Raw genomic sequence first — 13,855 nt, 5'->3', positions numbered from 1 at the left:
ACCGCTGACTTGGCAGGATGTGCGCCCGTGGCTGACCTGCTCTACTTCACCGGGACCATGGACTGCGGCAAGTCGACGCTGGCACTCCAGATGGATCACAACCACAAGGCGAGAGGGCGACTCGGGCGGATCTTCACCAGCCACGACCGGGCCGGTGAGTCGGTGCTCTCGTCCCGGCTCGGGCTCGCGGCCTCGGCGGTCGAGGTGCGGTCGGAGTTCGACTTCTGGGACTACGTCGTCGGTGAGCTCACGCACGGCGGGCGGATCGATTACGTGGTCTGCGACGAGGCGCAGTTCTACAGCCCGCTGCAGATCGAGCAGCTCGCCCGGCTGGTCGACGAACTGCAGATCGATGTCTTCTGCTTCGGCATCCTGACCGACTTCCGGGCCACGTTGTTCCCCGGTTCGGCCCGGTTGGTCGAGCTCGCGGACCGGATGGAATTGCTCCAGGTCGAGGCGCTGTGCTGGTGCGGTGAACGGGCCACGCACAACGCCCGTACGATCGGTGGGGAGATGGTGACCGAGGGCGAGCAGCTGGTGGTGGGTGACATGGAGACACGGGACCACGAGCCCGCGTACGAGGTCCTCTGCCGCCGGCACCACCGCCGCCGCCTCACCCAGGCCCGAGCTCGCGCCACCCTCTCACCCGAGGTCCTGCCGTTCGGAGGAGCTGCGTCATGAGTCCACTCATCACCGTCGAGGAACTGCGCGCGCTGGCTACGCCGCCGGTGCTGATCGACGTCACCTGGAACCTGGCCGGTCCGGCCGGTCGGGAGGCGTACGCCGCCGGCCACCTCCCCGGAGCCCACTTCGTCGACCTCGACACCGAACTGGCCGCCCCACCCGGCCCCGGCCGCCACCCGTTGCCCACCGCAACCACCGTAACGGCCACCTTTCGCCGGGCCGGGGTTTCCGAAGGCAGTGTGGTGGTTGTTTACGATGCCGCGAACTCGATGGCCGCGGCACGTGCCTGGTGGATCTTCCGGTACTTCGGGGTGGCCGACGTACGCGTCCTCGACGGTGGGCTGGCTGCGTGGCAGGCGGCTGGTGGAGAGGTCAGCACTGAGGTCCCGGCCGATGCGGCAGGAACCTTCACCGCGACGCCCGGCCATATCCCCATGCTCGACGCCGAAGGCGCGGCTGCTGTCGCGGCGTCCGGCGTACTCCTGGACGCCCGAGCCCCCGAACGCTTCGCCGGCGAGGTCGAACCGATGGACCCGGTGGCCGGCCACATCCCCGGCGCCACCAACGCCCCCACCACCGCGAACGTCGACGAAACCGGCCACTTCCTCCCCGCCGCCGACCTCCGCGAACGCTTCGAGAAGCTCGGCGTCGACAACACCACCGAGGTCGGCGTCTACTGCGGCTCCGGCGTCACCGCCGCCCACGAAGCCCTGGCCCTGGAGATCGCCAACCTCCCCGTCACCGTGTACATAGGCTCCTGGTCCGAATGGATCACCGACCCCACCCGCCCAGTAACCACCGGGACAAACTAGGGACGGCAACCACGTCGCGCAGCTGTACGGCCGCCGAAGTTCATGCCGATGGGCGACCTCAACGCCTGAGCGAAACCGCTGCAGCAATTGACACCCTTCTAGGCATTGAATTAGTAACACGCTTGGTTTAACTTACTCGGGACCTGGCCGGTGTGTGGCTCAGAGCACATCGGCGGCATCCGGAAACCTGAGGAGTTCCGATGACGAGAGTGAGCAGGTGGGGCGCCGCCCTGGGCGTGGCCGGGCTGGTGCTCGCGGCCGGTTGCGCGAAGGGTACGACGCCCTCGTCGTCCACCGGCGCCGGTGGCGAGATCGACCAGAACGCCCCGGTCACCATCACGATCGGGGACCGCCCGACCCCCGACAAACCGAACGACCTGAAGGCGTTCAACCAGAAGATCGCCGACTTCACCGCGAAGAACCCGAACATCACGGTGAAGTCGACCGAGACCAGCTGGCAGGCACAGACCTTCCAGGCCCAGGTGGCCGGCGGCACGCTGCCGACCGTGATGAACATCAGCTTCACCGAGCCGGCCAACATGATCCCGAACAAGCAGCTGCCGGACATCACCGACGAGCTGAAGCTGGTCGACCTGACCAAGGACCTGAACCCGAACGTCCTGAAGATCGTCCAGGACGCGAACGGCCGGATCTACGGTGTGCCGATCGACGTCTTCTCGGTCGGCATCGCCTACAACCGGGCGCTGTTCACGCAGGCCGGCCTGGACCCGGACAAGCCGCCGACGACCTGGGACGAGGTCCGTCAGTACGCGAAGCAGATCCACGAGAAGACTGGCAAGGCGGGGTACGCGCAGCTGACCACTAACAACACCGGTGGCTGGATGCTGACCACGATGACCTACAGCATGGGCGGCACGGTCGAGAGTGCGGACGGCAAGAAGAGCACGTTCAACGACGCGCCGACCAAGAAGGCGCTACAGCTGCTCAAGGACATGCGCTGGACCGACAACTCGATGGGCAGCCGGTTCCTGTACAACCAGGAGGAGGTCCGCCAGGACTTCGCGGCCGGCAAGATCGGCATGGTCCTGCAGGCGCCGGACGCCTACGACATGAGCGTGAAGCAATTCGGCATGAAGCCCGCCGACTTCGGTGAGGGCGCGCTGCCGCAGGACGGTGGCCCGTACGGCACGCTGACCGGCGGCTCGCTGAAGATGATCAGCCCGAAGGCGACCAAGAACGAGGTCGTTGCCGCGCTGAAGTGGATCAAGTTCGACCAGTTCGACAAGTACACGACCGAGTCGGTCGCGGTCCAGGACGCCAAGACCACGATCGCCGACAAGGGTTTCGTCGGCCGTCCCGGCATCAGCCCGCTGAGCCAGGAGACGTACGAACAGTTCAACAAGTGGCGTGAGCCGTACGTGAACGTCCCGGTCAAGCAGTTCCAGGGCTACATCGACTCGACCACCTCGCTGAAGCTGCTGCCCGAGCCGTCGAACAAGGGCCAGGAGGTCTACTCGCTGCTCGACCCGGTGGTCCAGCAGGTGCTCACGAAGAAGGACGCGGATATCGACAAGCTACTGAGCGACACTGCTTCGAAGATCGACGCACGCCTGGCCCGGTAGCCGATGTTCCAGCTACGTACGCCGAAGCAGAGCCGGAGCAGTGCCAGGTCCGTCGCGACCTGGTACCGCTCCGGCGGGCTCAGCAGCATCTTCTTCGTCCTGCCCCTGGTGCTGATCTTCCTGTACTTCTCCTGGGGCCCGATCGTCCGCGGCCTGGTGCTCAGCTTCCAGAAGAACAACCTGGTCCTGCCCGCCGAGTGGGTCGGGCTGTCGAACTTCAGTTATGTGCTGACCGACCCGCAGCTCCCGCAGGCGGCGCTCAACACGCTGTACTTCGCTTTCCTGGCCCTCATCTTCGGGTTCCCGGTGCCGTTGTTCCTGGCCGTGTTCATCAGTGAGCTGCGCCGGACCGGCTGGCTCTACAACGTGTTCTCCTATCTGCCGGCCGTCGTACCGCCGGTGGCCGCGATCCTGTTGTGGACGTTCTTCTACGACCCGAGTGGTGCGGGCGTCTTCAACTCGATCCTCGGCTGGTTCGGGATCGGTCCGTTCGCCTGGCTGAACTCGCAGACGCTGGCGATGCCGGCCATCGTGCTCGAGGCGACCTGGGCCGGCGCGGGTGCCACGTCGATCATCTACCTGGCGGCGCTGACCGGCGTACGCACGGAGTTGTACGAGGCGGCCGAGCTGGACGGCGCGGGAATCTGGAGCCGCGTCTGGCACGTCACGCTGCCGCAGATCCGCGGAATCATCCTGATCATGATGCTGCTGCAGCTGATCGGGACGTTCCAGGTGTTCACCGAGCCGTTCCTGTTCACCGGCGGCGGCCCGAACAACGCCACGATGACGATCCTGCTGCTGATCTACCGGTACGCGTTCATCAACGGCGACTTCGGCGCCGCGACCGCGCTCAGCGTGCTGCTCGCCGGGGTGCTGTGCGTGCTGTCGGTCGTCTACCACTTCGTCACTCGCCGCTGGAGCACCACATGACCCGTGACACTGCGTACGAGCGCGGAATCATCTCGACCAAGGACCGGCAGCGCGGCGCGGTCCGCTATGGCCTGCCGGCGATCCAGGTGCTGATCTTCATCGGTGTCCTGATCGCCGGCGTCGGCCCGCTGCTCTGGCTGCTCAAGTCCGGCGTCTCCACGAGCCAGGACATCCTGAGTGGCCCGATGCAGCTGTGGCCGTCGGGCATCCAGCTGAAGAACATCCCCGACGCCTGGAACCGCGTGCAGATCGGCGCGTACCTGGGCAACACTGCGTTCATCGCGATCGGCTCGATGATCTCGACGCTGTTCGTCTGTACGACGGGAGCGTTCGTTCTGAGCATCCTGCGGCCGAAGTGGGGACCGATCGTCACCGGCGCCGTGCTGGCGACCCTGTTCCTGCCCGGTGTCATCTCGCTGGTCCCGCTGTACATGACCGTGCTGAAGATGCCGCTGCTCGGGATCAGCCTGCAGAACACGTTCTGGGCGGTCTGGCTGCCGTCGGCGGCCGGCGCGTTCAACGTCCTGGTGATGAAGCGGTACTTCGACTCGATCCCGCGCGAGCTGATCGAGGCCGCCCGGATCGACGGTGCGAACAACCTGCGGCTGTTCACGGCGCTGATCCTGCCGCTGTCGAAGCCGATCGTCGGCGTCGTCGCGCTACTGACCGTGATCGGCTCGTGGAAGGACTACCTCTGGCCGCTGCTCGTGCTGCCCGACCCGCGCCTGCAGCCGATCTCGGTCGCCCTGCCGCGGGTGCAGAAGACCACGGAGATCTCGCTGCAGATGAGCGCCCTGTTCCTCGCGGTTCTGATACCTGTAGTGCTGTTCTTGTTGTTCCAGAAACAATTCCTGCGCGGTGTGGGGATGGCGGGAGGAATCAAGGAGTGAGTGAACTGAACGGCCGGCGGGTGCTGGTCACGGGGGCGGCGGGACGGATCGGGCTGGCCACGGTCCAGCACCTGACCGAGCTCGGGGCGCGGGTGACGGCGCTGTCCAACGTCGAGCACCCGGACCTCAAGGCCGACCGCGTGCTGATCGGCGACACCCGGTCCGAGACCGACGTCGCCCGGGCGCTGGAGGGTGTCGAGTCCGTCGTCCACCTGGCGGCCCTCGCGCACCCTTCGGCGGGGACGCCGTACGACGTGTACTCGATCAACGTCGTGTCGACGTTCAACGTGCTCCACCAGGCCGGTGCCCTCGGCATCGAACGGGCGGTGGTCGCGAGCAGCATCAACGCGACCGGGATCCCGTTCAACCCGCACGAGATCCTGCCGGCGTACTTTCCGTGGGACGAGAAGATCCCGGTCGACGTCGCCGACCCGTACTCGCTGTCCAAGCAGAACGACGAGAACACCGCCCGGATGGCCTGGCGCCGGTGGGGGATCGACGTGGTCGCGTTCCGGTTCCCGCACGTGAACACGACCGAGATCCTGCAGCGCCAGGCCGACCACGCCCGCCGCGATCCACTCGATGGACTCCGTGAGGCGTGGAGTTACCTGGACCTGCGAGACTCGGCGCGTGCGATCGAACTGGGACTGACGGCGCCGTTGTCCGGTGCCCATGTCTTCTTCGTCGCCGCCGGGACCACGCGGGCGCCGTACGAGACCGAGGCACTGCTGGATGCGTTCGCGCCGGACGTGCCGCGGTTGCGCCGGTTCATCGGCCGTGAGGTCCCGATCGACCTGACCGCGGCCCGGACCGTGCTCGGTTTCCAGGCCCAGTACGAGCTCGACCTCCCTACCCTTTCTTTGGAGCTGTGAATGCCCTCGAACTTCGACCAGCCGTGGCCCGTCCGGGACGACGTCCGGATCCGCGAGGTCAAGGCGATCGTCACCGCGCCGCAAGGCATCCCGCTGGTGGTGGTGAAGATCGACACCACCGAACCGGGCCTGTACGGGCTCGGGTGCGCGACGTTCACGCAGCGGTGGAAGGCGGTCCAGACGTTCGTCGACGAGCACCTGGCCCGGCTGCTGGTCGGCCGCTACCCGGGGGACATCGGCGACCTGACCCGGCTGGCCGGATTCTCCGGCTACTGGCGGGGCGGACCGGTGACGAACAACGCGATCTCCGGGATCGACCAGGCGCTGTGGGATATCGCCGGCAAGCGCGCCGGCATGCCGGTGTACGAGTTGCTCGGCGGCAAGGTCCGCGCGGCCGCCGACACCTACATCCACGCCAGCGGTCAGACGATCGAGGACACGATCGACCACGCGCAGAAGCTGATCGCGCAAGGTTGGCGGCACATCCGGCTGCAGATGTCGACGCCAGGAGGTGGGGGGTACGGCGCTCCGCGGGTGCCGACGCTCTACCCGGACGCGCCGTACCACAACGGCTGGTCCGCGCGGGACTACCTGCGGACCACGCCGGAGCTGTTCGCCGAGGCGCGGCACGCGCTTCCGGACAACATCGAGCTGCTGCACGACGTCCATTCACGGCTCACGCCGAAGGAAGCGGTGCTGCTAGCCCGTTCGCTGGAGCAGCACCGGCTGTTCTTCCTCGAGGACGTGCTGGCTCCCGAGCTGTGGGACCGGCTGCCCGAGGTACGGGCCGCGTCGCCGGTGCCGCTGGCCGTCGGCGAGCTGACCACGTCCTTCGGTGACGCCGTGCGCCTGATCCGGGATGGCGGTGTGGACTTCATCCGGTCGCATGTGTCCGACATCGGCGGTCTGACGCCGGCCCGGAAGCTCGCCGACCTCGCCGAGATCTCCGGCGTCCGCACGGCGTGGCACGGGCCGGGCGACACCTCGCCGATCGGCGCGGCCGCGAACGTCGCGCTCGACGTCAGTTCCGTTGCCTTCGGCATCCAAGAGGGTCACCTCTACAACGAGGAGACCTACGAGGTGTTCCCCGGCGCGCTGCGGATCGAGGACGGCTGGCTGCGGCCGAACGAGGCTCCTGGCTGGGGCATCGAGATCGACCTGGAGGCGGCCGCCCGTTATCCCGCGCAACTGTCCGGACACGACGAGTGGGCAGCCGGCGTACGACGCATCGACGGGGCCCTCGAAGCACCGTGACAACGGGTTCTGCGCAGTACGATCGCGGCTAATCGGGAACTGACGGGGAGGTGGCGATGGACGACTCGGGTGCGGAATCTGAGCTGCGGCGCGCGGGCGCGAACCAGTACGACCTGGGCTCGTTCAACGAGGCCGTCATCATCGAGACGATCCGGCTGGCCGGCATCATCAGCCGGACCGAGATCTCCCGCCGGACCGGCCTGACCCAGCAATCGGTGTCACGGATCCTGCGCATCCTCCTGCAGCAGGGGCTGCTGGTGGAGGAGGCGCAGGAGCGCGCCGAACGGCTCGGCAAGCCGCGCACTCCGGTCCGGCTGCGCTCGAACGCCGCGCACGCGGTCGGCATCCACATCGACCCCGAGCTGCTCACCGTCGCGGTGGTCGACCTCGACGGCACAATCGTGCGCCGGGAGACGGTCGACCTCGCCGACGATCTGGAGGCGAACAAGCTGGTCGATCTGACCGCCGCGACGGTGACCGCGGCGCTCAGCATCAGCCAGGTCGACCTCGATTCGATGCTCGGCGTCGGCGTCGCCGTACCGGGGCCAATCGATGCGGACGGCTCACTGCTCGCGCTTCCGCTGCAGCCGGCCTGGCGCGGTCTGAAGATCCGTCAGCTCCTCCAGGAGAAGCTGAACCACCCGGTCCTGGTCGAGAAGGACGGTACGGCGGCCGCCCTCGGGGAACGCTGGATCGGCCGCTCGGCCCGCGCTCGCGACTTCGCCTATCTGTACCTGGGTACGGGCGTCGGCAGCGGCCTGATCCTGAACGGCTCGATCTACCGTGGCGGTACTGCGAACGCCGGTGAGTTCGGCCAGATCGCGGCGCTCGGGATGGGGGAGTGGTCACCCGAGGACGGCCCGCGGATGGTGCCCGAGTGCAACCCGACCGCGTCGCTTCCGGTGATCGCGGCCGAGTTCGGGTACGTCGAGACCGACCCGGGCGCGATCGACGAGGCGAAGCGATACAAGGCTGTCTGCAAGGCGGCGGCCGACGGTGACGATGCAGCCGTCAAGGCGGTCACCCAGGTCGCCCGGGTGATCGGCCAGGGCGCCGTGGGGTTGGTCGATCTGCTCGACATCGACCTGTTGGTGGTCGGCGGGCCGGCGTTCGGGAAGGAGATCTCGGAGATCGTCCTGACCGAGATCGGCCGCGCGGTGAACGCGCATCCGGTCGCTCGGGAGACCCGTCCGGTCGCAGTCGAGGAGTCGATGCTGCAGACCGACGCGGCCGCGGTCGGTGCCGCGTCGACGATATTCCACGACGCTTTCACCCCTCGCGTCAGTGGCTCCAGTCAGGCCCGTAGGCTGCCGAAGTGATTTCGCCGCGCCAGCTCACACCTGAAGTCCGGCTCCGGATCGCCACCCTCGACGACGCGCCCGCGCTGGCCGACGCTTACACCCGCAGCTGGGATCACCTCAGCCCGTGGGAACCCCAGCGCCCGGAGAACTGGTTCACTCCGGCCGGTCAGCTCGAGAAGCTGACCAGCACGCTCGAGCGCCACAAGAACGACTTGGTCGTGCCGTGGCTGCTGATCGAGGACGACCGCGTCGTTGGGGCCTTCACCCTGCAGGATGTGGTGCCCGGTCCGTTCCGCAGCGCGAGTCTGGGGTACTGGCTCGCCGTCGAAGCCCTCGGCCGTGGCCTCGCCACGCGCGCCGTCGACATGGTCGCGCAGATCGCCGACAGCGAACTGAAGCTGCACCGGATCGAGGCCAGCACGCTGACGAACAACGTCGCGTCGCAACGCGTCCTTCAGCGCACCGGCTTTGACCAGATCGGCTTCGCCCCGACGTACCTGCACATCGGCGGCGTCTGGCAGGACTGCAACCTCTACCAGCGGATCCTCAACAACCGCGAGCCCGGCGCCTAGCGGCGCCGGGCTCCTGCTGTCAGTTCGGCGGGAGGCCGACGCCGCGGGAGACCTCGACGTCGTCGTAGCGTCCCTCGAGGACGTCGAGGAACTTGACCGGACGCTGCAGGGTCGACGCGATGTAGACCGCGCGGACCGTGGCCAGCGCGTCGATCGCGTCCTGCACGGTGATCCCCGGCTGCTGACCGCCCGCGATCGCTCCGAAGATGTCGTCGTACTGCGCCTTGTGGCCGCCGGGCCCGCTGTCATCGATCGGGGCGTCGTCCTTCACCCCGTCGACGTTGAGGCGGCTGAGCCGGTCGTTCTCCACCTCGGCGCCACCCTCGGTGCCGTGGACCGCCACCCGGGTCCGGCCTCCCGGGAAGGCCGCGGTCGTCGCGTGCAGCGTACCGACCGCACCCGACTCGAACGTGATCGTCGCGACCACGGTGTCCTCGACCTCGATCGCGTGGTGCGCGGCCCGCAGTGCCTGGGCCTGGATGCTCACCGGCCGGCCCATGAACCACAGCATCAGGTCGACGGTGTGCACGCCCTGGTTCATCAGTGCGCCACCGCCGTCCTGCGCCCACGTGCCACGCCAGCCCGCGGAGGCGTAATACTCGTCGCTGCGCCACCAGGCAACCGTCGCGACGGAGGACGTGAGCTGGCCGAACCGGCCGGCGTCGATCGCCTGCTTGACCACCGCACTGCCCCCGTCGAACCGGTGCTGGCTGATCACCGAGGACACCACGCCGTGGCTCGCGGCCCGGGTGGCCGCCGCGCCGAGACGGCGGGCCCGGGTCAGGTCGACGTCGAGCGGCTTCTCGATCACGACGTGCTTCTTCTCCTCCAGCGCCTGCTCGGCGAGCGCGGCGTGCGTCCCGCTCGGGGTGCAGATCGCGACCAGCGAGACGTCGGACCCACTCAGCGCCGCGGTCAGGTCGTCGTACAGCTTCGGTTCCGGCTGGCCCGCCTCCTTCAACCGGGCCGCCAGCGCCTCCCGGGCACCGGCGTCGGAGTCGACGAGGGCGGTCACGGTCGCGTCCGGCCGTGCCGCGATGGTGTCCGCGTGGGTGCGGCCGATGATGCCGCAGCCCACGATCGCGACCTGCTGTTGTGTGTCAGCCATCTCGCTCCTACTTCGCCTGGAAATTCGCGGTCAGAACCTGGTCCGTGGCGACGGTGAAGGAGTACGACGGCTCGGTCGAGACCACCGTCCCGTCGACGGTCCAGTTCTGGAAAACGCTATCCGATGTTGGCGCCGCAGTCACGGTCACCTGCGCGCCGACCTCGTACGTCCCGGGTTCGGACTCGTTTCCGGCGATCTTCACGGTGCCGGGGCCACTGGCCTGGACCTTGATGCTGCGCTGGACGACGTTGATCACCATCACGTTGCGTAGCGTCGCCGGGCCTTCGAGGGTGGCACCGTTGTAGCGGGCGAGGTTGGTCGCCTCAACCGCACCGCTGACCACCTTGACGGTGTGACCGTCGGTGCCCAGGTTGTCGGTGCCGAGGTTGAAGGCGTCGACCTGCCCGGAGTTCACCACGAGCCCGTCGTGGAAGCCGTACGCGAACACGTTGAGCAGCGTGAGTCCGCGAGCACCGTCGACGGTGACGATCTTCGCGGTCTTGCGCATGTACTTGTCGATCACGAGCTCGAAGATGCTGCCCTCGTTCATCCAGTACGGCTGCTGGTAGCCGACCCGGGTGACCGCGTTCCCGTTCGACAGCACGCCCTCGATGCGGCCGTTCTTGCCCGGCCCGATCGCGATCGCGTGGTCGAAGAACGCGCCGGCGACCTTGCGGACCACGACGTCGTCACCGCTGAGGTCGATCCCGTTCCAGGCGTTCGGGAAGCCGGCGTTGATCACGTAGTTCCCACCGGCATGACCGCGGACGGCGTACGGGTAGGGAACGACACCGTCGCTCGAGCCGGGGTTGTTGTCCGGGTAGAAAACCCGCAATCCGCGAAGGCCTGCGCGCTTCCCGTCCAGCGTGACGAGTGCCGTCGCGGTGTCCGCAGCCCCTCGCCCCTCGAACGCCTGCAGGACTGTGCCACCACTCGCTCCGCCCTGATCCCGGTTCGGTACGGCGGACGCACCGAGCAGCTCGACCTTCGCCGGGACGGTCAGATGGGTGGCGATCCGGTACCAGCCGGCTGGCAGGTAGACGATGCCGCCGCCGTCCCGGCCCGCCTTGTCCAGCACCTTCTGGACGGCGGAGGTCGCGTCGGCGGCCGGGAGGTACCCGACGCCGTGCGGTGCGTTCACGACGTAGAGCTTCTGCGCCGGCTTGGGGAGCGCTCTGTGGGTGTAGCTCGGCGCAGTGCCGGACATGCGGTGGATGATGCCGTCGAGAGCGCCGGAGAGGGCTGTCCCGGTGATCTTCACGTACCCGCGGGCGTTGTTCTGGATCGCATGGTCGCTGCCCTCGATCCGGCCGCCGGTCACCGTCATGCCCCAGCGGTCGTCGATGACATCCACGAGCACTCCGATGTCGGTACGCCGTACGTCCGGCTGGAGGAAGCTACCGGTGAACTGGGCTCGCTGGCCGGCGACCACGTGGATGCCGACGTGGTAGTCGGAGAGCGCGATCTTGTGGAACTGATCCCACTCCAGGTCACCGAGAACCAGGCCGGTGCCGTGCGCACGGGTCCACGCGTCGAGCGCCGTACGGGCCGGTGGCTGGTAGGCCCGGGGCGCGTTCGCCCAGTAGGAGTTGCTGAAGACAACGTTCTCCCAGGTGCCGACGTCGGCACCGTTGTACGCGCGGGCGCCTTCGAGCAGTGCCGTGCCCTGGATGTTCCGGATCGTGGTCGACTCGTGCACCTGGCCGGAGCTGGGGGCGTTGCCATGGTCGTTCGGCATCGTGCTGACGCCGATACCGCGGTAGGAGTTCAGCATGGTGACGTCGGAGACGGTCGACATCATGTAGTTCTCGTTGCCGATCCAGGCGCCGCCGGGGATCTCGAACGTGTAGTTGTACGGGACCGGGTCGGTCGCATTCTGGTTCGGGTAGTAGGTGGTGACGCCCAGGACGCCGGCGCTACCGCCGATCCGGAACAAGCTGGGTCCGTCGTCACCGGACTGGAGATCCGCGATGATCACCGTGCCGTAGTCCGGCGCCTGGCCGTGGTCACCGCGGACGGTGCAGAACGCGTGCACCTCGATCGTGTCGGTGACCTTGTACTTGCCGGCGGGCAGCCAGATCGTGCCACCGCCCGCGTCCTGGCAGGCGTAGATGGCCTGCTGGATCGCCGTGGTGGAATCACGCCGGCCGGTGCGGTCGGCGCCGTACTCGGTGGCGTCGAAGTCGGCGACGACGCCGTCCTCGGTCGGGTTGACCGTCTGGACCAGCCGCGGCTTCGGTGTCACGACCGGGGACTGCCGCAGCTCGAGCTCCTTGACGATGAAGGAGTCGGCGCCGGTCATCGCGACCCGGACGTAGCGCGCGGAGGTGGTCGCGAAGCGGGTCTTGCTGACCTGATTGCCGCCGGGCGAGCCTGTCCGGCCGACGGTGGTGAACTTCGTGCCGTCGTTCGAGACCTGGACGGAGTAGTCGGGGGAGTAGGCCTGCGCCCATTCGACTCGTACGTCGTTGACCGGTCGCGGCTTGCCGAGGTCGAGCTGCAACCACGAGTCGCCCGGCCCGCTGGTCCACGCGGTGTCGTGGTTGCGGTCGTTGACGCTCACGGCATTGGATCCGCTGCTCGCGGTCGCCGTACCCTCCGATGCGAAGTTCGTATCGATCGGTGTGAACGCATCCAGCTTGGCCTGCAGGGTCTGCAGCGCCGCCTTGACCTGTACGTCGGTGACGCCCGGAGTGGCCGCGACTGCGCGCGCATCGTCGATCGCTTGACGCAGGGTCGCTCGGCTGCCGGCCGGGTACTGGCCGTCGCGAGTGCCTTCCCGGGCGGCCTTCTCGGTCCGCGCCGCCTGGTCGATCAGGTCGACGAGACCCTCGGTGACGTCGAGCGTGGTCGCGACCTTGGCGACGCGGACGGCGGCGACCTTGAGGTCGACCGAGCCGTTGCCGTTGTGGATCCGGAAGTCGCCCCCGTTCGAGCGGTTGGTCATCACCGCGTCGGGCAGGGCGAAGGTGTGGGTCTTCCAGGTCTTGGTGTCGCCGTACTGGACGACCTCGGAGTTCTTGAACTTCTCCGGGATCGTCTCGCCGGGCGAGTCGTAGTGCAGACCGAACTGGCCGTTGCCCGCGTCGAAGTAGTCGACGCTGATCAGCACCAGGCTGTGGTTGTCGTAGAGGTAGGTGTCGGCAACGTTCATGTAGAAGAAGTTCGTGCCCGGCGCCGGGGCGGTGTGGTCGGTCTGCCAGTACGGGCGACCGTCCTGCACACCGGTGATGAGATGCGATGCGTCGTCCCCGGCACGCGGGCTGATGCCGTTCTGGATCGGCGACGACCCCAGTTGCACCGAGGCACCCGCCGTACTGATCCGGAGGCCGGCGATCGTGATGTCGGCGCTGCCAAAGATCCTGACGTCGGCGTCGCCGAGGCGGTTGGTGAACCCGATATCGGTGAGCTCGAAGGTGCCGGTCTTCCACTGGCCGGTGTTGGTCAGCTGGACGTCGGTCGCGTCCGCCTGCGGATCGGTCGCGGCGTCGTACTGGAGCTCAAGCGTGCCGGAGCCGTTGTCGAGATAGGTCACCGTCACCAGGACGTCGTCGGTGCCGATCTCGTCGACGTAGTCACGGTCGACGTCGAACTCGAGGTAGCCGGTGTTGGCGGCCTGGTTGGTCTGCCAGTAGGTCCGGCCTTGTTCGGTGCCGGTCCGGAGCCCGGCGGGATCGTCGCCGGCTGCCGGCTTGACGCCGAGCGTGGTCGGGGTCGGACCGAGGTCGGTGCCGACTCCGCTCGGGTACATCGTGGCGGCGTGGGCCGTCGGTACGGCGATGACGCTGGTCAGGAGGAGAGCGGGGAGGACGCGCGCGAGCAGGCGTCTGGACATGCTGGAAACCTCCA

Annotated in this window: 11 protein-coding genes; 9 read left to right on the top strand and 2 right to left on the bottom strand. The window is 67.8% G+C overall.

The genetic code is table 11. From position 1 onward, the window contains the following. The first annotated feature begins 27 nt into the window (after nucleotides 1-27). The 9 genes from ACZ3HV_RS12005 to ACZ3HV_RS11965 all read left to right on the top strand — a co-directional run bounded on the left by ACZ3HV_RS12005 (nucleotide 28) and on the right by ACZ3HV_RS11965 (nucleotide 8,898). On the top strand, nucleotides 28-681 hold the full coding sequence (locus ACZ3HV_RS12005) for a thymidine kinase (RefSeq protein ID WP_360378470.1): 654 nt from the start codon (nucleotides 28-30) through the stop codon (nucleotides 679-681). After that, a complete protein-coding gene (locus ACZ3HV_RS12000) occupies nucleotides 678-1,496 on the top strand; it encodes a sulfurtransferase (protein ID WP_465683479.1) in 819 nt (272 codons plus the stop codon). Before ACZ3HV_RS12005 ends, ACZ3HV_RS12000 begins: the two co-directional genes overlap by 4 nt. 200 nt (nucleotides 1,497-1,696) lie before the next feature. Further along, entirely contained in the window at nucleotides 1,697-3,079 is a 1,383-nt protein-coding gene (locus ACZ3HV_RS11995; RefSeq protein ID WP_465683477.1) for an ABC transporter substrate-binding protein, read from the top strand. 3 nt (nucleotides 3,080-3,082) lie between these two features. Beyond that, nucleotides 3,083-4,009: a carbohydrate ABC transporter permease gene (locus ACZ3HV_RS11990; RefSeq protein WP_465683474.1), complete on the top strand. Its 927-nt coding sequence runs from the start codon at nucleotides 3,083-3,085 to the stop codon at nucleotides 4,007-4,009. Further along, nucleotides 4,006-4,899, top strand: coding sequence for a carbohydrate ABC transporter permease (locus ACZ3HV_RS11985; RefSeq protein ID WP_465683472.1), 894 nt, complete (start codon nucleotides 4,006-4,008; stop codon nucleotides 4,897-4,899). The genes ACZ3HV_RS11990 and ACZ3HV_RS11985 overlap by 4 nt, the downstream gene beginning before the upstream one ends. Continuing rightward, entirely contained in the window at nucleotides 4,896-5,771 is an 876-nt protein-coding gene (locus ACZ3HV_RS11980; protein ID WP_465683470.1) for an NAD-dependent epimerase/dehydratase family protein, read from the top strand. The genes ACZ3HV_RS11985 and ACZ3HV_RS11980 overlap by 4 nt, the downstream gene beginning before the upstream one ends. Next, complete coding sequence (locus tag ACZ3HV_RS11975; RefSeq protein WP_360378454.1) at nucleotides 5,772-7,025, top strand: enolase C-terminal domain-like protein; 1,254 nt, start codon at nucleotides 5,772-5,774, stop codon at nucleotides 7,023-7,025. It abuts the gene before it with no gap. A 56-nt stretch (nucleotides 7,026-7,081) separates the two neighbouring features. After that, entirely contained in the window at nucleotides 7,082-8,344 is a 1,263-nt protein-coding gene (locus tag ACZ3HV_RS11970) for an ROK family transcriptional regulator (protein ID WP_465683467.1), read from the top strand. After that, nucleotides 8,341-8,898 (top strand): GNAT family N-acetyltransferase, encoded by a 558-nt coding sequence (locus ACZ3HV_RS11965; RefSeq protein ID WP_465683465.1) that lies wholly within the window; start codon nucleotides 8,341-8,343, stop codon nucleotides 8,896-8,898. Before ACZ3HV_RS11970 ends, ACZ3HV_RS11965 begins: the two co-directional genes overlap by 4 nt. Nucleotides 8,899-8,917: 19 nt before the next feature. Here ACZ3HV_RS11965 and ACZ3HV_RS11960 read toward each other — a convergent pair whose 3' ends face one another. Together ACZ3HV_RS11960 and ACZ3HV_RS11955 are read right to left on the bottom strand one after the other, a co-directional pair. After that, a complete protein-coding gene (locus tag ACZ3HV_RS11960) occupies nucleotides 8,918-10,006 on the bottom strand; it encodes a Gfo/Idh/MocA family protein (RefSeq protein WP_465683463.1) in 1,089 nt (362 codons plus the stop codon). Between the two features lie 7 nt (nucleotides 10,007-10,013). Beyond that, entirely contained in the window at nucleotides 10,014-13,841 is a 3,828-nt protein-coding gene (locus ACZ3HV_RS11955) for a discoidin domain-containing protein (protein WP_465683461.1), read from the bottom strand. Between the last annotated feature and the right edge of the window lie 14 nt (nucleotides 13,842-13,855).

It is taken from the genome of Kribbella sp. NPDC020701 (assembly GCF_055562215.1).
The sequence above is the reverse complement of the archived record's forward strand: the minus strand, read 5'-3'. Positions and strand labels throughout refer to the sequence as shown.

What these genes read in the sequence shown, in the direction of transcription:
- ACZ3HV_RS12000 (WP_465683479.1), top strand. Translation starts at nt 678, where the DNA reads ATGAGTCCACTCATCACCGTCGAGGAACTGCGCGCGCTGGCTACGCCG.
- ACZ3HV_RS11995 (WP_465683477.1), top strand. Translation starts at nt 1,697, where the DNA reads ATGACGAGAGTGAGCAGGTGGGGCGCCGCCCTGGGCGTGGCCGGGCTG.
- ACZ3HV_RS11990 (WP_465683474.1), top strand. Translation starts at nt 3,083, where the DNA reads ATGTTCCAGCTACGTACGCCGAAGCAGAGCCGGAGCAGTGCCAGGTCC.
- ACZ3HV_RS11985 (WP_465683472.1), top strand. Translation starts at nt 4,006, where the DNA reads ATGACCCGTGACACTGCGTACGAGCGCGGAATCATCTCGACCAAGGAC.
- ACZ3HV_RS11975 (WP_360378454.1), top strand. Translation starts at nt 5,772, where the DNA reads ATGCCCTCGAACTTCGACCAGCCGTGGCCCGTCCGGGACGACGTCCGG.
- ACZ3HV_RS11970 (WP_465683467.1), top strand. Translation starts at nt 7,082, where the DNA reads ATGGACGACTCGGGTGCGGAATCTGAGCTGCGGCGCGCGGGCGCGAAC.
- ACZ3HV_RS11960 (WP_465683463.1), bottom strand. Translation starts at nt 10,006, where the DNA reads ATGGCTGACACACAACAGCAGGTCGCGATCGTGGGCTGCGGCATCATC.
- ACZ3HV_RS11955 (WP_465683461.1), bottom strand. Translation starts at nt 13,841, where the DNA reads ATGTCCAGACGCCTGCTCGCGCGCGTCCTCCCCGCTCTCCTCCTGACC.